The sequence below is a fragment of the Kineothrix sp. MB12-C1 genome, from assembly GCF_030863805.1.
GTDB lineage: Bacteria > Bacillota > Clostridia > Lachnospirales > Lachnospiraceae > Kineothrix.
This window is the reverse complement of the sequence record NZ_CP132957.1, coordinates 1,747,190-1,772,196: the sequence shown is the minus strand read 5'-3', so window position 1 is coordinate 1,772,196 and position 25,007 is coordinate 1,747,190. Positions and strand designations below refer to the sequence as shown.

The window sequence follows — 25,007 nt, the reverse complement described above, 5'->3', positions numbered from 1 at the left end:
GAAGGGAGAGCAAAAATGAAGAAGAAGACAGTAAAAAGAATTCTGGGTATTGTATGCAGTATGACATTGACAGTATCCATGCTTGCCGGATGCGGAAACGCGCAGCAGGGAGCGGCAACGGAGACCGCGAAGGAAACGGAAGCCAATCAGGCAGAAGCGCCGGCGGAACCGGAGAAAGCACAAGAAGAGGCACCGGCGGAGGCGGAACCCGTGGAAGTGACATTGGGTATTTGGCCGGAGGATACGCTGGCGGATGATATTGCGATGCACGAAGGCTTTGTAGAGACGATGAAGACGAAGGCCCCAGGCGTTACATATACCCCCGCATATTATAAGTATGCTACAGACACCTTTATGCCGATGGTGGAATCAGGAAATTGTCCTACCGTATTTGAATCATGGTTCACGGAACCTCAGAAGTTGATTGCCAGCCAGGCGGTAGCTAATGTAACGTCTGAACTCGATGCAAAGGGATGGCTGAATTCCATGAATCCTTCTATTAAAGAATTACTGTCCGATAAGGATGGCAATATTTATGGTATTCCCCGTGACGGTTATGCGTTGGGGCTTATGCTTAACGTAGAAATGTTTGAGGAAGCAGGGCTTGTAGATGAGAACGGATATCCGCTCTATCCGAAGACGATGGATGAGCTGGCTGAGACCGCTAAGAAAATTAAAGATGCTACAGGGGCTGCAGGCTTGGTTCTTCTCGCTAAGGATAATGCCGGCGGATGGCATTTCTCCAATATCGCATGGAACTTCGGAGCGACACTTTGTGTAGATAATGGAGACGGAACCTTTACCTCTAATTTGAGTTCGCCGGAAGCGATCAAGGCGATGGAATTCGTTAAGTCTTTGAAATGGGATTATGATGTACTTACCGCCGACCCGACCAATGAAGATTGGGGAACCGGATTTACGCAGCTCGGAACCGGTAATGCGGCTATGTATATCGCTGCCAACGATGCGGTAAATCAGCCTACACAGGTGAATGGGCTTCCCGTAGATAAGCTTGCGATGTGTGCGATTCCGGAAGGTCCCGGTGGACAGTACTCTCTGTTCGGCGGAACCCCTTATATGTTCTCCAAGGATGCTACACCGGAACAAATAAGCGCAGCGCTTGAATATATTGAAGTGATGGGCAAAGGCCCGTCCGTATCCGAGGATGCGATTGCAGGTATGCAGGCGGATGCCGAGAATAAATCGGCAGCGGGAGTTCCCGTTATCCCCAGATTCCCTTGCTGGACGGATCAGGCTATTTTAGATGCGGAGGCTAAGATCATTGAAGAATACGGAAATGTGGATACTCAGATGTTCCAACCGTACTTCGATGCGACCTCTGCGGAAGGTCTTCGTTCGGAAGAACCGGGCTTGACACAGGATATGTACGGAGAGCTTACCAAAGTGCTTCAGGCGGTTATCACAGATAAGAATGCGGATGTAACGGCACTTATGGGCACAGCGAACGATAACTATCAGAAATTATTAGATGATACTTATCCCGCGAACTGAGTGATGAAAGAGCAGTATGCGGATACGATGAAATAACGAATAAAAGCTGGAGAAAACCGTATTTATGGTTTTCTCCGGATTTTTAAGAGAAACGGGTATTTTGGCAAAAAGCGGGGAGGTGCTTTTATAATGCGCAAACATGTATCGTGGAAAAAAAGAGATTTTTTGGGATGGCTCGTCATGCTTCCTACATTGCTCCTGTTCGCTTTTTATGTATGGGAGCCTTTAATTGAAAATATCAGGCTGTCTTTGTTCAGTGCGGTCAGATACGAACTGCAGGAATTTGTCGGGTTCGATAATTACATAAAGGTAGTGGAGAATCCGGATTTCACGGCGGCACTTAAAAATACATTCAGCTATACATTATGGTCTTTGGTCATCGGATTTGTAGTGCCGATAATACTCGGCATCTTAATTTCGGAAACGGTGAGGTTCAAGAGCCTCTATAGAGTAGGAATTTACTTTCCCAATATTGTCCCGGGGTTGGCGACCGTATGGATTTGGAGCTTTTTCTTCAATCCGGGCAAGACGGGAGTTTTGAATATAATATTGTCGAAGTTCGGTATGGAGCCGCAGCTTTGGCTGACGAATCCTCATTTAACGATTCCTCTTATTGTCATTACCCTGACATGGAAGAGCGCAGGAGCGACGGCACTCATTTATATGGCAAATATAAGCGGTATCAGCGCTGACTTGTATGAAGCGGCAACTATCGATGGGGCGGGAATCCGGCAGAGAATCCGGCATATTACATTGCCGAGCGTATTTTCTTTGGCTAAGACGCTGCTGCTATTACAGATCATATCAGTATTTCAGATTTTATATGAACCTATGGTAATGACAAATGGCGGGCCCAATAATGCCAGTATTTCTTTAATGATGTTAATGTATCGCTATGCGTTCCGCGACTTTAACTTCCCGGCAGGTGCGGCTTTATCGGTAATGATCTGTATTGTGCTCATTATATTCAGCGGTATTTATATGATTACGACGAGGAAGAAGGAAGGTTAGGAGGGAGAAGATATGCTTTTTAACAGCTATAAGAATAAAAAGGATGGAGCTATCAGAGGCTATGATATTCAAACTCCCAGGGTGAGGGTTCTTGCGGCGGTCATAATGCTTCTGTGCTTTGTAATTGTGGGCATTTGTATCTTTCCGGCGTTGTGGGTCATATTGGCGGGATTTAAGGATATTAAAGAGTTCATGAGAAGTGCGGCCATCTGGCCGACCTCCTTCGATTTCGAGAAATTCAGGGTAACTTGGAAGGCGTTCAAATTCGGGAAGTATTACTTGAATTCCGTCATTTCTGTTACGGGAAGTACAGTCTGCGCCATCATTTTCAACGGCCTTCTCGCTTATGGTTTCGCCATATTGAAGCCGAAGGGCTATAAAGTCGCATGGGCTCTCGTGATGTGGAGTCTGCTCATTCCGGCGACGACGAGCATCGTTGCGGTGATGAGAAATATCAGCCTGATCGGTCTGAAGGGGAGTTTTTTGCCGATATGGCTGGCTTTCGGAGCCAATGCTTTCTATGTTGTTCTGTTCAAGGAATTCTTCGAGAGCCTTCCTTCAGAGCTTCTGGAAGCCGCGAAACTGGACGGCTGCGGAGTGCTGCAAGTATTCATAAGAATTATGATGCCTCTGAGCAGACCCATTATTATGGTAGTAGCCATTTTCGCCGTTACTGCGGCATGGTCCGATTTCATCCTGCCATATCTTGTGCTCAACGGTTCGGGGAAAGAAACGGTAATGGTGAAGCTCTTTGCGTTTAAGGATACTCCTACGGATGCGGTAAGTGTTTTGAGGGCGGTGGTATTTTCTATCATACCTCCGACGATATTATTTACCCTTTTCCAGAAGCAGATTACGGACAGTGCGGCTGCAGGAGCCATCAAAGGATAGAGGATGGGTGAATATATGGCTAAATATGCGGATAGATATTTTTTGGCAGATGAATGGAAGATCATAGAGAAAAATTTCGTGCCGGAGTATGGGGAAGTGGCGGAGTCGATATTCTCCCAGGCTAACGAATATATGGGAGTACGCGGATACTTCGAAGAGGGGTATAGCGGAGTACATATGCAGGGGAGCTATTTCAACGGCATATACGAAGAGCGGCAGCAAGAGGGGCAGAATTATAAAGGAGTAGTGAATACGACAGAGTTCATGGTCAATGGAGTGGATTGGCTGTATACACGGATTCAAATAGGAGAAGAGCGGCTGGATATCGGAACATGCAGAATAAAGAACTTCCGCAGGGAACTGGATATGCGTTCCGGGCTTTTGACTCGTTCTTTCATCTGGGAACTGGAGGAAGGGAAGGAGTTGGAGCTCACGTTCGAACGCCTTCTCTCTATGAGCAGAAATAAAATTGCGGTACAAAGAATTACGCTTACGCCGCTTAACTTCGATGGGGATGTGAAGGTTGTATCCGGGCTCGACTTAGATACGATACATAAGTCCGCAGGGAAGAACTTATGGGAATGCGGAGGGCATATTTGCAAGAAGGATTTTCTCGGAATGATGGGAACGACTATAGGCACGGGGCAGCAGATTTACTCCTCTTGTACGATAAACAGCGATTATGGAATGCAAGGACAGGGGATCGAGGAAGAGAAAAGGGTGGCTCTTTCCTTTTTTCTGCCGTTACGTCGCGGGGAAGCCTGTCATGTGAACAAGAAGATATGCAATATAGCACATAAAAAAGAGAGCATGGAAGAATTTCTGTCCTCCTGTGATCGAGCGGAAAAGGAACTGGACGAGGTGGACTTCGAGAAGATATTGGAGGAAAACAGAGCCTGGTGGAAGGATGTCTGGAACCGGGCGGATATTACTATCGAAGGCGATGAATGGAATCAACAAGGCATTCGCTTCTGTATTTTCCAGATGTTTCAGACCTATCACGGGGCATCGGAAGGCACGAACATCGGAGCGAAGGGATTGACCGGAGAAGCTTATAACGGAAATGTCTTCTGGGATACGGAGACGTATTGCCTACCCTTTTTCCTTTTTAACGATGTAAAGGCGGCGAGAAATCTCCTGCTATTCCGTTTCATGACATTAAAGGAAGCCAAGGAGAGAGCAGCGGCGCTGGATTGTAGGGGAGCATTCTATCCGGTGGCGACGATAAGCGGAAAAGAATGCTGTAATCTCTGGCAGCATGCCAGCTTGCAGCTTCAGGCATCGACGGCGGTGGCGTATGGTATATGGTTCTACGAGAAAATGACAGGCGATGAGGAATTCCTCATGCAGTATGGTATGGAGATGCTGATTGAGATATGCCGGATGCTGGCAGACAGGGGAGACTTTACGGAAGACGGGAAGAAGTATGGATATTACGGAGTGATGGGGCCGGATGAGTTCCAGATGATGGTTAATAATAACTGTTATACCAATTATATGGCAAAGTTCACCTTTTCTTATACATTGAGTCTGTTGCGGAACAAGAATAAGAATCAATCGGAGGCGTTGAGAACATTAATACGGAAGTTGGAGTTGACGGAAGAAGAATGTGAGAAGTGGAAACGAATGGAAGAGAATATGTTCCTTCCTTTTGACGAAAAGACAGGAATTTATGAACAGCATGAAGGGTATTTCCATCTGCCCCATGTGGAGGTGGGAGATATCCCGGTAGAGAATTTCCCGCTGTATCATCATTGGTCTTATGACAGGATTTACAGGAATGACATGATAAAACAGCCGGATGTATTGATGTTCCTGCTGCTGTTCAATTCGGGCTTTTCGGAGGAGATACTGCGGGCTAATTATGAATTCTACGAACCGAGGTGCATTCATGAAAGCTCTTTATCTCCATCGGTGCACTCAATTCTCGCCTCCCAGTTGAAGAAGCATGAAGAGGCTTACCGCTTCTTCCAATTTGCCACGAGGATGGATCTGGACAATTATAACAGAAACAGCGATGAGGGGCTTCATACCACATCGATCGCGGCGGCTTGGATGAATATTGTCTATGGATTCGGCGGTCTCCGTTCGGATGGAGAACAATTGAGTATTTGCCCGACGATGCCGAGGCAGTGGAAGGGGTATTCCTTCCGCATCAATTATCAGGAAAGAATGATTAAGGTAGAGATAGCGGAGGACAAAGTCTTTTTATCCTGTCTGAAGGGCGATGAATTTGAAATAAAGGTATATGGCATTCCGGTGAGAGTAGGGAAGGAACAGACGGAAGTTACGATTCCCGGCGTATGGAGAGCATAGATGAGAGGATAAAGAGAATGAATTGGAGCATAAAAAGGAAAGGATATTCCCCGGAAGATATTACCTCGGACGGTAACAGGCTGCTCGTGGGCAATGGTTATATGGGTATTAGAGGAACCTTGGAGGAATATAGGAAGGAACAGCTGGCGGCCATCAATCTGGCGGGCATTTATGACCGGGTGGGAGACGGATGGAGAGAGCCGCTGAATGCGCCGAACGGATTGCATACTTACATAAAGGTGGACGGGGAGAGATATTGCCTGCCGGAAAAGGAAGCCTTGAAGCATGAAAGCGGATTGAATTACCGGCATGGGCTGATGAAAAGGATGACCGTATGGAGAACGCCGAGGGGAAATATTACGGTGGAAAGCGAGAGGTTTGCCGATGCGGTCAATATACACCGGATAGGGATGCGTTATTCCGTCACTGCGGATTTCCATGCGGATGTGGAGATTGTGACGGGAATAGACGGCGATGTCTGGGATATTCATGGCCCTCATTACGATGTGCTTCAGGCGGATGAAAGGGAAGGAATTTTATCCGTGGAGGCACTGACCCATGAAAAAGGGCAAAAAGTGGCTGTGTCCGACAGTGCGACGTGGGATTTCCCTGCCGAAGTAAAAATAAAGCAGGAAAAGAAAGGAATTTATCGGAGAATCATCTTCGTGACGGATTGCGCACAGCCATATACGGTAGAGAAATGGGTAACAATTTATACGAGTGAGGATGGGGAAAATCCGGCAGAAGATGCTTATAGAGAGGCGGAAAGCTGTCTGACGGCTTCCTATAAAGCGGTGAAAGAAGCTCATGTGAAATGCTGGGAGGAAAGATGGGGGCATTCCGAGGTGGAGATAGAAGGGGACCCGCAGGCGATGGAGGCGTTGAATTATTCTCTCTATCATCTGCACAGCGTTGCCCCGCGGCATAAGGAAGGGTTATCCATTGCCGCCAGAGGGCTTTCGGGACAGACATATAAAGGGGCGGTTTTCTGGGATACGGAAATGTTCATGCTCGATTTTTTCCTGTATACGGAACCGGAGGTGGCGGCCAATCTCATGAAATACCGAATCGGGACATTATCCGGGGCGAAAGAGAAAGCGAAGGAATATGGCTATGAAGGGGCCTTTTATGCATGGGAAAGTCAGGAGGGCGGTTACGATGCCTGCAGCGATTATAATGTGACGGATGTGTTTACCGGGCGGCCGATGCGCACCTTTTTCCGGGATAAACAGTACCATATCTCATCGGCGGTGGCGTATGGCATTATGAGATATGGAGAACTGACGGGAGATGATTCTCTGCTCGAGGAAGGCGGCGCGCATGTAGTGTTCGAATGTGCCCGTTTCTATTACAGCCTCTTACTGAAAAGAGCGGATTGGGATTATTACGAAATTCACGATAGCATCGGTCCGGATGAGTATCATGAGAGGGTGAACAACAATGGTTATACGAACCGTATGGCGAAGTATACTTTGGAAAGTGCCGTACAGGTAGCGGACAGAATAAAAAACGGTTCCCTAAAGGTGGACGGTATAAGCGACTGGAAAGAAATAGAGGTTCTGAGGAATAAATGTGCAGATGCGGCGGAAAATCTTTATATTCCGAAGCCGGATGAAGAGGGGATCATCGAACAGTTCGAAGGCTATGGGAAGCTGGAAGATGTATCGATAGACGAGGTGAGAAGCCGTTTGCTTCATGAAAAGGAATACTGGGGCGGTGCTTATGGGGTGGCAGCCCATACGAAGGTCATTAAACAGGCCGATGTGATTACGTGGCTCAGCCTTTTTCCCGAGGACTTTCCGGAGGAAATATTAGAGAGAAACTGGAACTATTATGAACCGCGTACAGAGCATGGTTCTTCTTTAAGCGCCTGCATGTATGCTATGCTGGCGTGCCGTCTCGGAATGGCACAGAAAGCATATCCTTTCTTTTTAAAATCGGCCGCTGCGGATTTGGCAGGGGGAGGAAAGGAATGGGCCGGACTCGTTTATATAGGGGGCACCCATCCGGCGGCATCGGGCGGGGCTTATATGACGGCTGTCAGAGGCTTTGCGGGTGTATATACGGAGAACGGGGAAATAAAAATAAAACCCCATCTCCCCGAAACATGGAAGAAGATGAGGTTCTGCATTCACTACAGAGGAAAAGAATACCGGGTAGAAATTACGAAAGATAAGAGTTCTATACTTCCTGTGTGAGAAAAGGGGGTATAAAAAACAGGGCTTATGGAAATCAAGGAAGCAGGGAGCGGACACTTTCCCGTTCCACCAAGGTGGTTGGTAAGATGAGCTGGCGCTCCGTTGCCTGCTTTCCCTCCAGAAGCTGCAGCATGAGGTTCACGGCGAGCTTTCCTTTCAGATTGATATCCTGATGTACTGTGGTGAGGGGAGGCGTAATCATCTGGCATAAGCTGATATCATCGAAGCCGACGATGGAAATATTGTCGGGAATCCGTTTCCCGATCTCCCTAAGGCCTGTCATGATTCCGGCAGCCATTACATCGGCTGTGGCAACTACTGCAGTAATATCCGGATGGCTGGCAATGTCCCGGCTGGCAAGGCGGCAGGAGGCGATATCCATCTCCTGTACGAAGACGAGAGACTTATCGAAAGGGATATTGAATTCCGTCAGGGCGGATTTATAGCCGAGAAAGCGCTCCTGGAGCACGCCCCCGTCCTTGATGTCGGGAGAGGCAAAGGCTATTCTCTTATGCCCGTGTTCGATCAGGTAGCGGGTTATGTTGTAGCTGCCTCGGAAGTCTTCCAGACCTACGTTGCATAAAGAGTTCTGGTTAGTGTAACTGTCGATCAATACGATCGGAATATTCAAATTCGATAACACATCGAAGAAGTGATCTTTGAAGATACCGGTAAAAAACAATCCATCCACATTCCAATTTCTTAGAAAGGTTAAGAGCTCTTCGGAAGTCTCGATGGTGCGGAGCATTAAATAATATCCCTTTTCCCTGAGCTCCTGTTCGATAGCGCCGATGGATGCGGAATGGAAAGGGTCCTCCATGAAGTTGGAGCCTTTGCGCGTAATGACATGATTTACGAAGCCGATCACCTTAGAGGAATTGGATACAAGGGAACGGGCCGACATATTCGGAACATATCCGAGTTCCTTTATGGCGGCATTTATTTTATCTATGGTATCCGCGGATACACGATTGTCTTTGCCGTGTATGACATTGGATACGGTGGTGCAGCTTACACCTGTAACACGTGCGATATCTCTAATAGTGGCCATAGTTCGATCCTTTTATTTTTTTCTTAGGTTTAACCTTAAACTATGGTAATTTTAGCATAAATGCAATAAAAAGACAAACTTGAAATATCTCGAAATAAGGAAGGTGTGATGATTCATATGATAAGGGGAGTAATATTTGATTTAGATGGTGTGCTCGTGTCCACCGATGAACTGCATTATGAAGCGTGGAAAAGGCTGGCCGAAGAAATAGGAATTGCCGCATTCGGCAAAGCCGATAACGAGAAGCAAAGGGGAGTGAGCCGTATGGAATCTTTGCAGATTGTCCTCAATAAAGGAAATAAAAGTTACACGGAAGAAGAAAAACAGGGGATGGCGGAGCGTAAGAATAACTATTATAAAGAAATGCTGGAAACGTTGGATGATAAGGCGGTTCTTCCCGGAGTTCTCACGACGTTACGAGGGCTGCAGGATAAAAAAATTTTGATGGCGGTGGGATCTGCGAGCAAAAATGCCCCGTCTATTTTGAAGAGAATCGGGCTTCTGCCATATTTGGACGGGGTAAGCAGCGGATTGGACACGACCCGTTCGAAACCCGATCCTGAAGTATTCCTGGTAGCCGCAGATAAGCTGGGGCTTTCTCCCGATAAATGTCTTGTGGTGGAGGATTCTTTTGCAGGCGTACAGGCGGCGAAGGCAGCAGGAATGAAATCCCTCGGAGTAGGGCCGTATTATAAGGAACTGCAAGCGGATTATGAAGTGAGGAGCCTAGAATCCGAAATCGACTGGGAGAAGATATTGGGGTAGATGTAAGAAGCGGGAGGAAGATATGGGGAATGGTAAAAAGGTATGGAATATAGTTCAGATAGCGGCCGGTGTTTTCCTGTTTGGAGCGATTATATGGACGCTGAGGGATATTGCAGAGAAGAGATGGAATACGGAGGAAAAGGTAATGAAGGAATCTTCCTTAATTTTATATGAGGGACCGAAATCGTTGAAAGATGCTTCGTCGGATGACTTGAAAAATACTTCAGAGGAAGGGCGCAGCATAGGACTTATGCATTGCACGGACACGAAGATAGCAGTAGACGGACAGGAATGTTATGTATATGACACTAATGTCAATCATACGAGACAGTGGGTGGCGAACTATCTTCCGCCCCTTTCCCGGACTCCGGTGGCTTACTTCGATTTCGAGGGCAGGGTGAAGATAGAGATAGAAGTGCCGGGGAGGGAGATAGATACGGTGAAAATCAGCCCTCTTGCTTATGGAATCGAACCGGAAGTGAACAAGGAAGCGCATACCGTAAGCTTTACCGTGACGGAGCCTGACAATTATACGGTTATGTTCAACGATTCCCCGGAGCGTGCGGTACATATTTTTGCGGGAAGTATAGAACAGGATAGGCCGGATTTCGATGACGAAAAGGTAATCTATATCGGTCCCGGAGAGTGGGATATCGAGTCGATCGTGCCGGAGGACGGTCAGATTATTTATCTGTCGGGAGGTGCCGTAGTCCACGGAATGATCAATGCCAACTATGCGAAGGATATCATCGTTATGGGAAGAGGGATCATCGACGGTTCGCATCTCGCCGGATGGAAGGGGAAGGAAGCATATATTCCTTTGAAATTCGACCATTGCAGCAATATCACTATTAAGGGTATTATTGTTCTGAATTCCAACGCCTGGGTCTGCCAGGCATTCGACTCCAAAGACGGAATCATCGATGGAGTGAAAGTGATATCCGCCAGACCGAATGGAGACGGAATCAGTTTGCAGTCATGCGAGAACTATAGCGTATCGAACTGCTTCGTCCGCTCGTGGGACGATTCTCTCGTGGTGAAGAACTACGATGGAAGCAGCAGGAAAATCAGTTTTGAGAATATGCAGCTTTGGACGGATCTGGCACAATCGATGGAAATCGGCTATGAGACGAATAAAGGACAGAAGGAAAATGTGGAAATAACTGATGTCTCATTCAGAAATATTACCGTACTGCATAACTTCCATAAGCCCATAATCTCCATTCATAATGCGGACGATGCCCTTATATCCGATGTCCTCTTTGAGAATATTACAGTGGAAGATGCACAGATGGGAAGCGGCGACGGAGACGAAATGCCTTACTTAATCGATATGCATATCGCACAGAACGGCAATTGGTCGAGCACGAAGGAAAGAGGAAGAATCGAAGATGTGACGATAAGGAATGTGAACGTTCTGGCCGGAAAGGAATGTACTTCCCGTATTAAGGGATATGACGAGACACATAAGATCAAAAATGTATCTCTGCAGAATCTGGAAGTTCTGGGAAAGAAAATAACGGATCTCTCAGAAGGGGGATTTGAAGTCGATGAGAATACGACGGAAAATATTTGCATTCTAGATAATTGATAAGTAATCAAATAAAAAGGAGAGGGTGATTAGAAATGAAAAAGGGAGGAGCGATAGCGCTTATTGCTATGCTGTTCATTTGGGTGGCGCTTGTTCTCTATGATATGAGTTTGGGGGAGGATAGAGCGGAAGCGATGCCGGAGACCAATGTGACCGTAGTGAGCGCGCCGGAGCAATCCGCTCCTATGGAACATGAAGCTTTTATTAAGAAAGAATATATTAGTGTACTTCCCGAGGGGGAGAATATTGCTCTGAAAGGAAAGATAGAGGCGAGTAGTTTTGCGGATGTCTATGTTCCCAACAAGGCAATCGACGGGAAGACTGCGGGGCCGTCCTATTGGGAAGGCGGTGCAGATAATTATCCTAATATATTGACGCTCAGGTTAGAAGAAGCGTCGGCGGTTCACGCGATTAGAGTGGCTCTCTGCCCGCAGAAGATATGGGGGAAACGCACACAGGAATTCAGTGTGGAGATCAGTTCAGATGGGGAGAATTATAGGGAACTCATTCCTTTGACGGCTTATGAGTTCGACCCGGCCAGAGGAAATGAGGTTATATTGGAATTCGAAGAAATAGAAGCGGAATATATTGAACTCAAGTTTAATTCTAATACGGGTGGCGCCGGAGCACAGGTAGCGGAATTGGAGGTATATAGCTAAAGGAGAAAATCTTAAATTTTTTTATATTTGTTTTATAAATCCTTATGAAACTTTATATAATTTTTCAAAACTATACACACAGAGGACATATTTATCCGTTAAGATGTATTTAGATGGTTGAAGAATTCATTGTTTTAATTCACTATCTCCCCCTCATAAGAATATATAAGAAAAGGCTCCGTGAAAACGGGGCCTTTTCTGTCTAGGAATTGCTATGTAAAAGAGCGCGTTCTACGCTCCAATAGAAGTTCTCTTCTCCGACGATATCGTAAATACCGGAGCGGCGGAGCATAGTCATCGTATTAGTAGGTACGCCGCAAAGGAGGATTCTTTTTCCTTTCTTCTGAAGGGCCGTCAGCACATTGATAAAAGTGAGAGCGCCCGAAATATCCATATAGGAAACACCGCGCATGGACAAAAGTACCGTATCGTAACTTTGTGCCCTATTCTCAATCTCTTCGATATGTTGTGTATTGGCGAAAAGAACGGAACCGGTCAGATAAGCGACAATGGCATTTTCAAATTCATGAGTAAGGGGAATATCAGCATGATTAAGGCGGTCCATATCTACTTCTTCATAATTAATCTCGATGTTAGACAGGCGGTTTACGAGAAGAATCAAAGCAGTAATAACGCCTATCACGATAGCGGTAGTAAGGTCGAAGATGATGGTAGCGGCCATGGTAACTGTATATTTCATAGTGGCACCTTTGAACTTGTGTGCGGCGATATATCGAATCTCTGCCCAATCATTCATGCGAAAGGCGGTTACCATAAGAACACCTGCAAGAGCTGCAAGGGGAATCTGTGCCATAACAGGACCGAGGACGAACATGAATACAAGAAGCCCCAGTGCATGAAGAATTCCTGCAAGCCTTGTGCGCGCACCCGACTTCAAGGCAACACTCGTACGGGCAATTGCCGCAGTAGCAGGAATTCCTCCAAAGAATGGGATGATAATATTACCGATTCCCTGTGCCACTAATTCCTGATCGCTGTTTAGGCGCTCATTTGCCATCTTACCGGCACTGGCCCCGCAGAGCAGACTTTCGATCATGCCGAGCATAGCAATGCTGACTGCCGGACCAAAAACCCCTTTTACCTGATCGATAGTAAGAGAAGCGAGGGAAAAACGGGTATCCAGAATCAAAGACTTGGGAATAGCACCTACCGTAGCCACATCCAGGTGGAGAAGGGAAGAGAGGATAGTGGCGATAATAATACTTAAGAAAGAAGCAGGAACGATAGCGTTCCACTTCTTCGGAAAGAAAATCATAAATAGAACGACGAATAAACCGATAAGGGTAGTTTCCATATGCAAAGGAAATCCGAGCTGTCCATAGCTAAGGAGCTTGGAGAGCGTACTTGTGCCTTTCGAGGTAACGCCGAAGAAATTATCGATTTGCCCCAAAGCAATAATGACCGAGATACCGGAGGTGAATCCGGTGATTACAGGGGCAGGAATAAGGCTTGTAAGTCTTCCTATGTGAAAGATTCCGCATAGAACCAATAGAATACCGGAAATAAAAGCAGCGGTGAATACTCCCTGCATTCCGTAATTAGCAATAATACTTATAAGGATGGCTGCCATAGCTCCGGTAGGCCCGGAAATTTGATAAAAGGCACCGGAAAGAGAACCGATTACAAGCCCTGCTATGATTGCTGTGACAAGGCCGGCTGCTGCTGTGGAGCCGCTGCTGACGCCGAAAGCAAGAGCCAGGGGAAGTGCAACGGCAGCCACTGTCAGGCCTGCCATTAAGTCCTGAACAAAAGTTTTGCCATTATAGCCTTTAAATTCTTTTTTTAATTGTGTAATATAATTTGTAATTAACATATCTTCCTCCGTAAAGAAATGTGTAAAACATGCGATTTATGGTAGAATTATCACTATACTCAAGAATAACAATTATAATAGTCTTATCATATTTCGTCAATATGTATTACCCTTTTAGGATAACCATTTCCAAGGAGATTGTTGCCATTTATAAAAGATAAAGGAGAAAATCAGATATGAATACACAACTTTTGCATTATGCAGTGGAAATAGAAAAGACTGGTTCTATTACAAAAGCAGCACAGAACTTGTTTATGGCGCAGCCGAATCTGTCAAAGGCTTTGAAAGAATTAGAAGAACATTTGGGATATGCGATATTCGAACGCACCTTTAATGGAATGATACCGACGGAGAGGGGCTATGGGTTTCTTCTTCACGCGAAAAGGATTATGGATCATATATCTCAGATTGAAGCTCTTTCAGAGAATAAAGAGCCGAGGACCCAGCAATTCCACATATCCATACCACGGGGAAGCTATATCGCTGAGGCCTTTACGGAATTTGTAGCGGAATTGGACCCACAGCTTGGAATGGATGTTATGATACAGGAAACGAATTCTATGCAGGCAATTAATAATGTGGCTTATGAGAATTTTAATCTGGGTATTATTCGATATCAGAGTATTTATGAAAATTATTTTGTAGATTTTATAAAAAGCAAAGGACTACAACAAGAAGTTGTTTGGAAGTTTGAATACCTGTTAGTAATGGCAGATAATCATCCGCTTGCAGGTAAGGGCTCACTGAAAGGTGAGGATTTATTCCCTTATATCGAACTGTCCCATTCCGATTTAGTAATACCTTATGTAGATAGGAAGAGTATGAATCTGCAAGAGCATAACGAGGTGGAAGGAAAACATATTTATGTATTTGATAGGGGATGCCAGTTCGATTTGCTGGCAAGAGTACCGAATACTTATATGTGGGTATCTCCTCTTCCTGAGCTATACTTGAAGCAATATGGGTTAGTGCAGCGTAAATGTAGTATACCGAATAATAGTTATAAAGATGTTCTTATCTATAGAGAAGGCTATCAGCCGGGTAAGATGGATGAGAAATTTAAGGAAAAGCTATGCCGGGCGAGAGATGAGGTAGCATATGAGGTACGCTAGCAGGGGTATATAGAAATATATATATCCCTATGAATAATTTATATTTTTCAAAGTAAATAGAATCTGCTAGACTGTTTTTGGCAAGGAAATGTAAAAAAGGTACAGGCATTTGTCATCCTTGAGAAGCAAAATATAATCGAAGGAAGAGAAGATGGAAGAAAACTTGTATACACCTAGACAGATATTACAGAAATATATAAAAGCATGCAGCGGCAAGATAGTGAATCCTCTTTGGAAGACGTTATTGCTCGGAGTGATGGCCGGTGCTTTCGTTAGTATAGGTGCGGCAGCCAGCAGCGTATCCATGTATGGAATTGAGAATGTAGGAGTAGCAAGAACCGTAGGAGGTCTTGTGTTCCCTATCGGACTTATGCTGATTATTTTAATTGGCGGAGAATTGTTTACAAGTAATTGTCTGCTTGTGATGGGGGTTCTCGATAAAAGATATTCCTCTTTGAAGATGGTAAAGAATCTTTTTCTTGTATTTTTCAGCAATCTTGCAGGAGCTGTACTGATAGCTCTTTTGATTACCTATAGCGGTCAGTTTAACTTTTCCGATAATGCATTAGGTGCTTATGTTATTAAGGTAGCAGTTACCAAATCAGGGATTGATCCGATCAATGCGTTTATTTCAGCCATTCTTTGTAATATCATTGTCTGTACAGCAGTGTTTATGGCAGCAGGAGCCAAGGATATGGCGGGAAAAATTCTTGGAATTTTCTTTCCTATCTTCGTATTTGTTATTTGCGGCTTTGAGCATTGCGTGGCTAATATGTATTATATATCTGCAGGGATTCTAGCTTCAGGAAATGCGGATTATACAGCAAAGGCAATGGAATTATACGGACTGGCAGAGAAACAAATTTCTACGCTTACTATTACAAATATGCTTATAATAAATTTAATTCCGGTCACATTTGGAAATATGGTAGGAGGAATGTTATTTGTCGGAATTCCTATCTATTTCTTATATAGGGAAAAGAAAGGCGGTGCGGATATGTCTTCGCATAAGCTGCATGTTCCCACCTTCCCAGTAGGGAAGGAAAAAATTTCATAGTATGAATATATACTCATTTATATAAATGTCCGATGGCATATTATATAGTGTATATTTGTAAAAACCCATAGCAAAACACCGGAGCATTTATTGTTCCGGTGTTTTTAATTTGGAGAATATCTCTAAGGGGGAGGGCTTCTTGTTTGCACGAGATATTGTATGATATAATAAATAAAAGACATTTTGGTTTTTATTTATTGAACTGTAAACGGATACGGTGTATTAGCGTGAAATTACTCTACCTGTAATCCAAGGTTTATAAGTTATGAGAAAGGTATGGTTATTAAGGTGGAATTACAGTTAATGGATAGCCCGCTGTTCTGGGATATGACAAAAGAAGAGATTGATAGTTGCCTGGCATGCAGCCGTTCAGAAATTATTCCTTATGAAAAAGATCAGATTATTTTTTCCCAGCACGATAAGCCGCATAAACTGCATGTGTTGCTGGAAGGCTCTGTGGCTATTTGCAACGATTCTGTATCCGGCAAGCGCAATATTATTACATCCATCGATAAGGCGGGAGAGCTATTCGGGGAGGTCTTCCTATTTCTTGGAAAGGAAGGTTATGACCATTATGCCCAGGCCCTTGGCCCCTCTACCGTATTGCTTATACCGAAAGAATTCCTGTATCATAACTGCGGTGAGAATTGTGATTACCATACGAAGCTTATTTCCAATCTGCTGACGATTCTCGCGCAAAAGGCATATTACTTGAATCGTAAACTACAAATTATGTCGGCAGGTACATTACGTCAGAAGGTTGCCAGGGTATTGTTACAGCATTCGGATGTAGACGGTCAAGTATCCCTTCCGATGAATAGAGAAGAAATGGCAGATTTCTTAAATGTGGCACGCCCATCTCTTTCAAGGGAGTTGATGAGAATGCAGAAAGAAGGGATTATTACCATTCATAAGAAAGATATCATCATTAATGATAAAGATGCATTTCAGGAAATATTGTAATATATAAAGGCCGTAAATCATAAAGATACAATAAATATATTTAATTTTAAGGTTGTAACAAATGTTACAGATTTTTCAATGGACTCTTGCTATTATGTATATGTGAAATAATGAAATGTGAACATCAATGATGCACATAAATACACATGGACTATGGAGGAGAAAGCCAATATGGAGAACAAGATGTTTTGTTACCAGTGCCAGGAGACCGCTAAATGTACAGGATGTACACAGGTAGGTGTTTGCGGCAAAAGCCCTGAAGTTTCTGCGATGCAAGATTTGCTCGTATTTGTAACAAAGGGATTATCAGCTGTTACTACACAGCTTCGTGAGGAAGGCAAAGTAGTTGATGCCAATGTAAATCATCTGGCAACACTTAACTTATTTATTACTATTACAAATGCAAATTTTGATGAAGAGGCAATTGTTGCCCGCATCGTAGAAACACTTGAAGTGAAAAAGGATCTTCTTGGACAGATAGAAAATGTACAGAACCTTCCACAAGCAGCACTTTGGGAAACTTCCGATAGAGGGGAGTTCGCAGCAAAGGCCGCAACAGTAGGTGTACTCGCTACAGAAAATGAAGATGTACGTAGTCTTCGTGAACTTATCACATACGGACTTAAGGGACTTTCTGCTTACAGCAAGCATGCAAATGCACTTTTACAGGATGATGAAGAAGTAGATGCATTCCTTCAGAGAGCGCTTGCAAAGACATTGGATGATTCCTTAAGTGTAGATGAATTAATTGCTCTTACTTTGGAGACAGGAAAATATGGCGTAAACGGTATGGCTCTTTTAGATACAGCTAATACAACGGCTTACGGCAATCCGGAAATAACAAAAGTAAATATCGGAGTAGGTACCCGTCCCGGTATCCTTATTTCAGGTCATGACCTTCGCGACATGGAGATGCTTCTTGAGCAGACAGAAGGCACCGGCGTAGATGTATATACACACTCAGAGATGCTCCCTGCACATTATTATCCGGCATTCAAGAAATATTCTCACTTCGTAGGTAACTATGGAAATGCATGGTGGAAACAGAAAGATGAATTCGAAAGCTTCAACGGACCGATCTTAATGACTACGAACTGTATCGTTCCTCCTAAGGATAGTTACAAAGATCGTCTGTATACAACAGGCTCCGCAGGTTATCCGGGATGCAAGCATATTGCCGGTGGAATTGGTGAGAAGAAAGATTTCTCCGAAATTATCGCTCTTGCGAAAACATGCGCGGCTCCTGTCGAAATTGAAACAGGAGAAATTATCGGTGGATTTGCTCACAATCAGGTACTTGCACTTGCAGATACAGTAGTGGATGCAGTAAAATCCGGTGCAATTAAGAAATTTGTCGTTATGGCAGGCTGTGACGGAAGATCGAAGGAAAGAAATTACTACACAGACTTTGCACAGGCGTTACCCCAGGATGCGGTTATCCTTACTGCAGGATGTGCAAAATATAAATACAATAAGCTTGACCTGGGCGATATCGGAGGAATTCCCCGCGTTCTTGATGCAGGACAGTGTAATGACTCCTATTCACTTGCAGTAATCGCTCTCAAATTAAAAGAGGTATTCGGCCTCGAAGATATTAACGAGCTGCCTATCGCATACAATATTGCTTGGTATGAGCAGAAAGCGGTTATTGTATTGCTGGCACTTCTTTACCTGGGCGTTAAGAACATCCACTTAGGACCTACGCTGCCTGCATTCCTTTCTCCTAACGTAGCTAGTGTGCTCGTAGAGAACTTCGGAATCGCCGGAATCGGTACAGTGGAAGATGATATAAAGCTGTTCTTCTAAGCTTCTTTCGTAGGTATAATAAAGATATCGTATCATATAAAGAATCATTAAGAACTCCCCCACATTATTATGCGGGGGAGTTCTTAGTTGATTCTTATTTAGTTTTTATGAAATACCTTCTATGAAATACTTAGTATAACAAGAGAAAAGTATTAGTCATGTATTATAGTTGTTATTCTACGGCAATTACCGATACAGGACAGCTTTCCTGCGCATCTACAGCACTTGCTTCCGCTTCTGCGGGAACATCCTCCACATAAACTTCGGCAATTCCGTCATCGGCCATTTGAAAGACCTCGGGGCAAATACTGGTGCACAGGCCGCAAGATATACAGCCGCTTCTGTCAAGTGTAGCTTTCATAATCCAATCTCCTTCTATCATCCATTTTTATATATTTATATAATAAGGCTTAAATTAATTGTTCTGTTATTTGTCCTTAAGCTGCCGGCTGAGGAAACACGACAGTGAGCTGCATTTTAAACTGTTCCGGTGCCGCAACAGCATGAGGAATGTTTGCCGGCATAACGATACTCTCACCGGCATTTAATGTATATTCCTTACCTCCGATTGTGACTAGAGCCGTTCCGTCCAATACGGTCAGCATAGCATCGCCGGTAGAGGCATGGGTGCTGATTTCTTCATTGGCATCGAAGGCAAATAAAGTAATACTCACTGCAGAATTCTGCGCTAATGTGCGGCTTACGACCTGCCCTTTCGCATACTCCACAAGGGAAGAGAGGCTGAGTACCGTTTCATGATCGATATTTTTTAAATAAGCTGAGCTCATAAATTAATCTCCTTTTCTGTTTTGGTGATATCCAAAACTTTTATTTTTCATTAGTATCGTCAGTAACTAATCGCTTTTCACCTGTAATTTCTTGAATGGGAGCTATATTTTGTGTTACTTCCAAAACACCGAGGTATTCGCCTGCGTCATCCCGTACAGCGAAGTAACGGATGAAGATATATTTATCGCCCATCTTAATCCAGAAGTCTTCATGGTCCTTGCGCCCTGCTTTAAAGTCTTCCACAAGATCTTCTACGATATGAACGCTTGCCGGCGGATGGCAGTTAGAAACTTTTCTTCCGATAATCGCTTTCGTACGGGGGAATACTCGTTCAGCACCTTGAGAGAAGTAGCGTACGGTATCATCCTTGCCAACAAAGGTAATATCGATAGGAAGAGCATCCAGCATATAGGAAAGTTCTTCCACTGAAAGTACACCGGTAGGAAGATGAATCGATCCTGGGGTAGAAGGAATCTGAGCTTCTTCTTGTTTACCTTTCTCTTGGAGAGCCGGATCCCATGCAGGAACATTATCGATAAGGCAGTAGCCAAGCTCTACACTTTCTTCGGCTATTATCTTCCATTCATCCAATGTTAGATTCTCAAGGAGCATAGGAAGAAGGATATTCTCTTCTTTAAATATCATTTCTCCGGCCTTATTTAGGAATGCCTCGATTTCTTCTTCTACCTGCGAGAAGTCTCCGGAATCGAGCTTAGCGATTACCTCCTTCAACTGAGCGCGAATTTCATCATCTACACCCCACATAACCTTAGGAGGAGCTGTAATTCCATATTGTTCCATGTATGGGAAGAAAAGATTCTCCTTTTTCACATAATGGCAATCGATTGCGGTAAGCTTTCTTAAGCTTTCTTTTAATGATTCATGTGTAGAGCTATCTTTAAAAAAAGCAAGCTGAGCGCGAACGTCATCAATTACCTGCTCAATCGCACGATTTTCTCTTTTAAGAGTATGTGCCGGATGTCCCGGAACTTCGGAGGACTCAGGGGCACGGTGAATATCTTCAATCGATCCCTTAAATACGGCAGCGTGAACATCGCAAAGCCGCTGTACTTCGGAAACAGGAAGACCGTTTGAAATTAAAGCTTGTTCTGCCTGCGCAATTTCCTCTGCTGATACATTGCCGAATACTTCGGCGAAACGCTCCTGAACTTGCTCTACACTTTTTCCATCGTGAAGCTGTGAGATCAATTCTTTTAGTACTTCTTGTCTGTACTCTCTGTTGTTAATTTCAGCACTCATTTCTTTTCCTCCTTTACGGTATATCCATGTTGTGTAAATAATAGTTTTATATCTTCCAAATCTAACTTTTTAAAAGTTGCACCCTTGGGGATTGTCATAAATCTTCCCGCTGTAGCCAGCATCCCCGGTTTGGTAATATCGGGAAATCCAACTTCTTCCAATAGGGGAATTATGCCCGGATCTGCGGTACACAATTCATAAACTGTCAAATTAAGGTCTAGAATCTTATCAGCCATTTTGATACCTCCTTATTTCTCTTTAATTGTCATTGTACCAACATATAAGAAGTATATCTGTGATTGTAATCAAATTTTATAACTTTAATCCTTTTTTAACAATCTTTTCCGGCTAAAGTGTTCATCGCTTCTCTATTTTTAAGGAGGATGTTTTTATTGTTAACAGAATGAATCAGACCCTCGGCTTCAAGCTGTCCCAGCTTCCGGCTAATAGTTTCTCTTGCTATTCCGAGATAGTTAGCCATCCCCTCGCGGCTTACGGGGAGCTGAATAAGTATTCCTTCGGGAACAACTTTCCCATATTTATCTGCAAAGTCAAGAAGAAGACCGCTGATACGGCTATCTAGGTTTCTCACTCCTATGCTTTGCATGGTGTCTTCCATACGGGCAATGCGTTCTCCCAACGTCTCAATAATTTTAATGGCGATACCAGGATGTGCATGGAGAATTTGATAGAAATCCTCTTTTGCAAAGCTACAGATTCCTGTAGGTGCCAGTGCCTCGGCAGTATAGGGAGATTTCTGAGAACCGAACAGATTCTGTTCGCCGAAGAAATCTCCTTCGGAAAAAATATGAAGAATTTGTTCACGTCCTTCAGGGGTCACTTTGAAGGCCTTCACGCTACCCTCATTTATGATGATAAGTGAACGAGGAGAGTCACCTTCTGAAAAGAGAAGCTCCCCTTTTTGATAATTTTTATGCTTGATAATGGAAGATATATGGCTCATTTCTTCCGGGCTGAGGGAAGAGAATATAGGAACTTTGTGCATGCAAATCTGATCTGAGCTATGTACGCTACAACAATTACAGTTCATAAAATAACCTCTCTTTTGTCATTAAAATATGGGTTTATCATATCATAAGATACCGTATTTTTCAAAAGTTCAGGAGGAAAATAAAAATGCTCACCTAATCAAAGGTAAACATTTTTAAATGAATTCTTATATATGACTCTATCCTCAATGACATCTACCACTTCTTTGCAGAGATAAAGTGCTTTTCCAGGGAATCCTTTCTGAGCAGAAATCCTAAGGATGACAAATCTTGTTCTATTTTTTCTTGAATATCCTCAGATAACAAGTTGCTGATAAGTTCCCAGGCAGCATCTTTATATTCGCTGTTAGAGCTGATGGCTATTGACCATAAACTATTAATCAAATTACCATTTCCTTCCGAAGTAGGATAACCGATGAAGGTCACAGGTTCTCCGAACACACTGTAGGCACATGCTCTGTAATCGATTCCGCTAAGGATATAGGTATCTAACAATATTAAATTTGTCTGAGTGTCTGTTCATTTTCAAGTTCCCCATATGTTTATACTTTCTTTTACATTCATTTAAAGCATATACAAAGGCATCTGTCAAATGATAGACTAGCACCTGTCTTCATGTATCGCTTGTGTGGGAGAGCTTATATAAGCCCCAATAGGCGTATGGCTAAGTTGAATACCAAGCACACAGAAATGCCGATGACGGTAGGAAGAACAAAGGAAAGCACTGTCCATTTTAAGCTTCCTGTTTCCTTTCTTATTGTAAGACAGGTGGTGGAGCAGGGCCAGTGGAAGAGGCAGAATAGCATAGTGGAAACAGCGGTTACCCAGGTCCAGCCATTATTTGTCAATAATGTCTTTAACTCAGCCAGGCTGTCTAGTTCCAAGATAGAGCCGGTAGACATATAAGTCATAATTATAATAGGAACGACAATCTCGTTCGCGGGGAAGCCTAGTATAAATGCCAATAATATCACGCCATCCAACCCTAGCAGCTTGGCAAAGGGATCTAAGAAAGAGGAACAATGAGCGAGCAATGTTATATCTCCGATCGTTATGTTAGCGAATAACCAAATGATAATACCTGCCGGAGCCGCTACGATAACAGCCCTTCCAAGGACGAACAGCGTTCTGTCGAAGAGGGACCGGACAATGACTCTTCCGATTTGTGGAGTACGGTAGGGAGGAAGTTCCAAGGTGAAGGAGGAAGCTTCGCCCTTAAGGAGTGTTTCAGATAAAAAGCGGGAGAGCCAGAAGGTCATCATAACCCCAAGAATGATCACTGAGGTCAAAATGAGTGCAGCTTGTATTGAGCTCCAAAAGCCTCCGGCAGTTCCGATAAAGAACATGGAAATAATCGCTATTAAAGTTGGAAAGCGCCCATTGCAAGGTACGAGGTTATTGGTCAGGATGGCTATAAGCCGTTCCCTGGGAGAATCGATGATTCGGCATCCTACAACACCGGCCGCATTGCAGCCGAATCCCATGGCCATGGTTAAGGCTTGTTTTCCGCAGGTTTTGGCCTTTTTAAATTGATGATCCAGATTGAACGCTATCCGCGGAAGGTATCCGAAATCTTCCAGAAGGGTAAAAATAGGAAAAAAGATAGCCATAGGGGGCAGCATAACCGAAATGACCCATGCGAGCACACGGTACATTCCCAACACGAATATGCCGTGTACCCATTCAGGTGTTCCTAGCCATAGAAAGGCATCGGTCAATCTGTCTTGGAGTCGGAATAAAGCGCCGGAAAGGAGCTGGGAAGGAATATTGGCCCCGGATATGGTTAGCCAGAAAACAGCACACAGGAGCAAAAGCATGATGGGAATACCGGTTTGCTTGCTCGTGAGAATGCGGTCTAATTTGCGGTCGCGGGGATTGGATACAGCACGGATATTGTTGGTTCCCCGCATGCAGCCGGAGCATTCGGAGTTGCCGGGACATCCGGAGCAGCCATGACATAATGAAAGGGCGGCTACCGCCACCTCCTCTGCGGAGTTTACAATGCAGAAGATTATAATATCCCTCAGTGTATTTTCAGTTACTCCCGCTTCATTCAGCAAGGACTGTAGACTGGTAATTGTTTCATTTACGGCAGAATCTTCTAACAGATTATAACCGAGATACTTCTGAATGCGGGCAAGGAGTGCCTCGTCTTTTTCCAGGAGTTGTAAGGCCAGCCATGTACTGTTAAGCGAACCGTCTAACTTTTCTTCAAGAATATCCACCAAAGGAGATATGGCATCGATTATTGTAGGATGATATGAGATTTTATGGGGGGTGAGAGAAAGCCTTCCTGAGCAAAGGGATTCCACTTCTTCCATTAATTCCTTGAGTCCGTTGCCGCTGCGGGCGCTGGTCCCGACTACGGGCACACCTAATTTCTTGCGGAGTGCGGGAATATCGATGGAAATTCCTCTTTTCTCCGCTTCGTCCAATAAATTAACACAGACCACTACGTTGGGAGTAAGCTCCATCACCTGTAATGCCAGATTCAGATTTCGCTCGAGGCAGGTTGCATCACAGACGACGATAACAGCATCGGCGCCGCCGAACAGAATGAAATCACGGGCAATTTCTTCTTCTGCGGAATGAGCCATAATGGAATATGTGCCGGGCAGATCGACTAAGATATAATCATTTCCATTCAGTCGATGTACTCCTTGTGCGGTTGCCACCGTTTTACCCGGCCAATTACCGGTATGCTGGTTTAAGCCTGTCAACGAATTGAAGACTGTACTCTTTCCTACGTTAGGGTTGCCTGCCAGGGCAATTATTTTATCCGATGCATGGATTTTGGCAATTGAAAATGTATTTACAGCACCATCTTCCGCAATATTCAAAAGATTTTCCCCCTTTCCCGGCATTGCTCCTGATCGATGAGAACGTTTATGGCATCCTCCGTTCGCAGAGCGATAATAGCTCCTCTTATTTCATAGGCAACCGGATCCCCATAAGGACTTTTCTGGATGCATTGTATCTGCGTTCCTTCGATAAGCCCCAGATCTTGCAGCCTTCTTTTCATTCTGCTGCCATTTAAAAGAGAGATAACGCTGGCAGTTTCGCCCTCTTGTAAGTTCGTTAGATTCAGCATACGAAATAACCATTCCTTCTTCTACTAATTGTCTCGTCCCTGTCATATTATTAGGCAAGGGAAACTCTGTTTCCTACGGCTATCATATTCG

General features: G+C 44.2%; 22 protein-coding genes. 12 read left to right on the top strand and 10 right to left on the bottom strand.

Going from position 1 to position 25,007, the window contains the following annotated elements; all coding sequences use genetic code 11:
* Positions 1-15: 15 nt before the first annotated feature.
* From RBB56_RS08225 to RBB56_RS08205, 5 genes are all read left to right on the top strand, one after another.
* A complete protein-coding gene (locus RBB56_RS08225) occupies positions 16-1,512 on the top strand; it encodes an ABC transporter substrate-binding protein (RefSeq protein ID WP_306721891.1) in 1,497 nt (498 codons plus the stop codon).
* A 129-nt stretch (positions 1,513-1,641) separates the two neighbouring features.
* The gene (locus RBB56_RS08220) at positions 1,642-2,523 is read left to right on the top strand and encodes a carbohydrate ABC transporter permease (protein WP_306721890.1); all 882 of its coding nucleotides are present in this window, start codon (positions 1,642-1,644) and stop codon (positions 2,521-2,523) included.
* A gap of 12 nt (positions 2,524-2,535) precedes the next feature.
* Positions 2,536-3,414: a carbohydrate ABC transporter permease gene (locus RBB56_RS08215; RefSeq protein WP_306721889.1), complete on the top strand. Its 879-nt coding sequence runs from the start codon at positions 2,536-2,538 to the stop codon at positions 3,412-3,414.
* Between the two features lie 3 nt (positions 3,415-3,417).
* Positions 3,418-5,730: a glycoside hydrolase family 65 protein gene (locus RBB56_RS08210; RefSeq protein WP_306721888.1), complete on the top strand. Its 2,313-nt coding sequence runs from the start codon at positions 3,418-3,420 to the stop codon at positions 5,728-5,730.
* A 17-nt stretch (positions 5,731-5,747) separates the two neighbouring features.
* Positions 5,748-7,928 (top strand): glycosyl hydrolase family 65 protein, encoded by a 2,181-nt coding sequence (locus tag RBB56_RS08205; protein ID WP_306721887.1) that lies wholly within the window; start codon positions 5,748-5,750, stop codon positions 7,926-7,928.
* 34 nt (positions 7,929-7,962) lie between these two features.
* Here RBB56_RS08205 and RBB56_RS08200 read toward each other — a convergent pair whose 3' ends face one another.
* A complete protein-coding gene (locus RBB56_RS08200) occupies positions 7,963-8,979 on the bottom strand; it encodes a LacI family DNA-binding transcriptional regulator (RefSeq protein ID WP_306721886.1) in 1,017 nt (338 codons plus the stop codon).
* A gap of 117 nt (positions 8,980-9,096) precedes the next feature.
* Here RBB56_RS08200 and pgmB point away from each other — a divergent pair, with 117 nt between their 5' ends.
* The 3 genes from pgmB to RBB56_RS08185 are packed head-to-tail and all read left to right on the top strand — an operon-like array spanning position 9,097 to position 11,994.
* A complete protein-coding gene (gene pgmB / locus RBB56_RS08195; protein ID WP_306721885.1) occupies positions 9,097-9,744 on the top strand; it encodes a beta-phosphoglucomutase in 648 nt (215 codons plus the stop codon).
* 22 nt (positions 9,745-9,766) lie between these two features.
* Positions 9,767-11,335, top strand: coding sequence for a glycosyl hydrolase family 28 protein (locus RBB56_RS08190; protein WP_306721884.1), 1,569 nt, complete (start codon positions 9,767-9,769; stop codon positions 11,333-11,335).
* 35 nt (positions 11,336-11,370) lie between these two features.
* On the top strand, positions 11,371-11,994 hold the full coding sequence (locus RBB56_RS08185; protein WP_306721883.1) for a discoidin domain-containing protein: 624 nt from the start codon (positions 11,371-11,373) through the stop codon (positions 11,992-11,994).
* A 202-nt stretch (positions 11,995-12,196) separates the two neighbouring features.
* On the opposite strand, the gene RBB56_RS08180 is transcribed toward RBB56_RS08185, so the two are convergent.
* Positions 12,197-13,828, bottom strand: coding sequence for a SulP family inorganic anion transporter (locus RBB56_RS08180; protein WP_306721882.1), 1,632 nt, complete (start codon positions 13,826-13,828; stop codon positions 12,197-12,199).
* A gap of 176 nt (positions 13,829-14,004) precedes the next feature.
* On the opposite strand from RBB56_RS08180, the gene RBB56_RS08175 reads away from it, so the two are divergent.
* From RBB56_RS08175 to hcp, 4 genes are all read left to right on the top strand, one after another.
* The gene (locus RBB56_RS08175; RefSeq protein ID WP_306721881.1) at positions 14,005-14,940 is read left to right on the top strand and encodes a LysR family transcriptional regulator; all 936 of its coding nucleotides are present in this window, start codon (positions 14,005-14,007) and stop codon (positions 14,938-14,940) included.
* Between the two features lie 151 nt (positions 14,941-15,091).
* Complete coding sequence (locus RBB56_RS08170) at positions 15,092-15,997, top strand: formate/nitrite transporter family protein (RefSeq protein ID WP_306721880.1); 906 nt, start codon at positions 15,092-15,094, stop codon at positions 15,995-15,997.
* Between the two features lie 276 nt (positions 15,998-16,273).
* Positions 16,274-16,960: a Crp/Fnr family transcriptional regulator gene (locus RBB56_RS08165; RefSeq protein WP_306721879.1), complete on the top strand. Its 687-nt coding sequence runs from the start codon at positions 16,274-16,276 to the stop codon at positions 16,958-16,960.
* A gap of 171 nt (positions 16,961-17,131) precedes the next feature.
* The gene (hcp, locus tag RBB56_RS08160; RefSeq protein WP_306721878.1) at positions 17,132-18,766 is read left to right on the top strand and encodes a hydroxylamine reductase; all 1,635 of its coding nucleotides are present in this window, start codon (positions 17,132-17,134) and stop codon (positions 18,764-18,766) included.
* Positions 18,767-18,938: 172 nt separating this feature from the next.
* On the opposite strand, the gene RBB56_RS08155 is transcribed toward hcp, so the two are convergent.
* From RBB56_RS08155 to RBB56_RS08120, 8 genes are all read right to left on the bottom strand, one after another.
* Positions 18,939-19,127 (bottom strand): ferredoxin, encoded by a 189-nt coding sequence (locus RBB56_RS08155; RefSeq protein ID WP_306721877.1) that lies wholly within the window; start codon positions 19,125-19,127, stop codon positions 18,939-18,941.
* Between the two features lie 76 nt (positions 19,128-19,203).
* Entirely contained in the window at positions 19,204-19,554 is a 351-nt protein-coding gene (locus RBB56_RS08150; protein ID WP_306721876.1) for a cupin domain-containing protein, read from the bottom strand.
* 40 nt (positions 19,555-19,594) lie between these two features.
* Positions 19,595-20,815 (bottom strand): DUF438 domain-containing protein, encoded by a 1,221-nt coding sequence (locus RBB56_RS08145; RefSeq protein ID WP_306721875.1) that lies wholly within the window; start codon positions 20,813-20,815, stop codon positions 19,595-19,597.
* Positions 20,812-21,051: a DUF1858 domain-containing protein gene (locus RBB56_RS08140; RefSeq protein WP_306721874.1), complete on the bottom strand. Its 240-nt coding sequence runs from the start codon at positions 21,049-21,051 to the stop codon at positions 20,812-20,814. The genes RBB56_RS08145 and RBB56_RS08140 overlap by 4 nt, the downstream gene beginning before the upstream one ends.
* Before the next feature lie 95 nt (positions 21,052-21,146).
* Positions 21,147-21,866, bottom strand: coding sequence for a Crp/Fnr family transcriptional regulator (locus RBB56_RS08135; protein WP_306721873.1), 720 nt, complete (start codon positions 21,864-21,866; stop codon positions 21,147-21,149).
* A 154-nt stretch (positions 21,867-22,020) separates the two neighbouring features.
* On the bottom strand, positions 22,021-22,320 hold the full coding sequence (locus RBB56_RS08130) for a hypothetical protein (RefSeq protein WP_306721872.1): 300 nt from the start codon (positions 22,318-22,320) through the stop codon (positions 22,021-22,023).
* Between the two features lie 143 nt (positions 22,321-22,463).
* Positions 22,464-24,665 (bottom strand): ferrous iron transport protein B, encoded by a 2,202-nt coding sequence (gene feoB, locus RBB56_RS08125; RefSeq protein WP_306721871.1) that lies wholly within the window; start codon positions 24,663-24,665, stop codon positions 22,464-22,466.
* Entirely contained in the window at positions 24,662-24,916 is a 255-nt protein-coding gene (locus RBB56_RS08120) for a FeoA family protein (protein ID WP_306721870.1), read from the bottom strand. Before RBB56_RS08120 ends, feoB begins: the two co-directional genes overlap by 4 nt.
* Between the last annotated feature and the right edge of the window lie 91 nt (positions 24,917-25,007).

Bases quoted from the DNA above. Each gene is read 5' to 3' on its own strand.
- RBB56_RS08180 (WP_306721882.1), bottom strand. From the start codon at position 13,828: ATGTTAATTACAAATTATATTACACAATTAAAAAAAGAATTTAAAGGC.
- hcp (WP_306721878.1), top strand. From the start codon at position 17,132: ATGGAGAACAAGATGTTTTGTTACCAGTGCCAGGAGACCGCTAAATGT.
- pgmB (WP_306721885.1), top strand. From the start codon at position 9,097: ATGATAAGGGGAGTAATATTTGATTTAGATGGTGTGCTCGTGTCCACC.
- RBB56_RS08220 (WP_306721890.1), top strand. From the start codon at position 1,642: ATGCGCAAACATGTATCGTGGAAAAAAAGAGATTTTTTGGGATGGCTC.
- RBB56_RS08155 (WP_306721877.1), bottom strand. From the start codon at position 19,127: ATGAAAGCTACACTTGACAGAAGCGGCTGTATATCTTGCGGCCTGTGC.
- RBB56_RS08185 (WP_306721883.1), top strand. From the start codon at position 11,371: ATGAAAAAGGGAGGAGCGATAGCGCTTATTGCTATGCTGTTCATTTGG.
- RBB56_RS08205 (WP_306721887.1), top strand. From the start codon at position 5,748: ATGAATTGGAGCATAAAAAGGAAAGGATATTCCCCGGAAGATATTACC.
- RBB56_RS08210 (WP_306721888.1), top strand. From the start codon at position 3,418: ATGGGTGAATATATGGCTAAATATGCGGATAGATATTTTTTGGCAGAT.
- RBB56_RS08190 (WP_306721884.1), top strand. From the start codon at position 9,767: ATGGGGAATGGTAAAAAGGTATGGAATATAGTTCAGATAGCGGCCGGT.
- RBB56_RS08170 (WP_306721880.1), top strand. From the start codon at position 15,092: ATGGAAGAAAACTTGTATACACCTAGACAGATATTACAGAAATATATA.
- RBB56_RS08215 (WP_306721889.1), top strand. From the start codon at position 2,536: ATGCTTTTTAACAGCTATAAGAATAAAAAGGATGGAGCTATCAGAGGC.
- RBB56_RS08145 (WP_306721875.1), bottom strand. From the start codon at position 20,815: ATGAGTGCTGAAATTAACAACAGAGAGTACAGACAAGAAGTACTAAAA.
- RBB56_RS08150 (WP_306721876.1), bottom strand. From the start codon at position 19,554: ATGAGCTCAGCTTATTTAAAAAATATCGATCATGAAACGGTACTCAGC.
- RBB56_RS08165 (WP_306721879.1), top strand. From the start codon at position 16,274: ATGGTTATTAAGGTGGAATTACAGTTAATGGATAGCCCGCTGTTCTGG.
- RBB56_RS08225 (WP_306721891.1), top strand. From the start codon at position 16: ATGAAGAAGAAGACAGTAAAAAGAATTCTGGGTATTGTATGCAGTATG.
- RBB56_RS08120 (WP_306721870.1), bottom strand. From the start codon at position 24,916: ATGCTGAATCTAACGAACTTACAAGAGGGCGAAACTGCCAGCGTTATC.
- RBB56_RS08140 (WP_306721874.1), bottom strand. From the start codon at position 21,051: ATGGCTGATAAGATTCTAGACCTTAATTTGACAGTTTATGAATTGTGT.
- RBB56_RS08135 (WP_306721873.1), bottom strand. From the start codon at position 21,866: ATGAACTGTAATTGTTGTAGCGTACATAGCTCAGATCAGATTTGCATG.
- RBB56_RS08200 (WP_306721886.1), bottom strand. From the start codon at position 8,979: ATGGCCACTATTAGAGATATCGCACGTGTTACAGGTGTAAGCTGCACC.
- RBB56_RS08175 (WP_306721881.1), top strand. From the start codon at position 14,005: ATGAATACACAACTTTTGCATTATGCAGTGGAAATAGAAAAGACTGGT.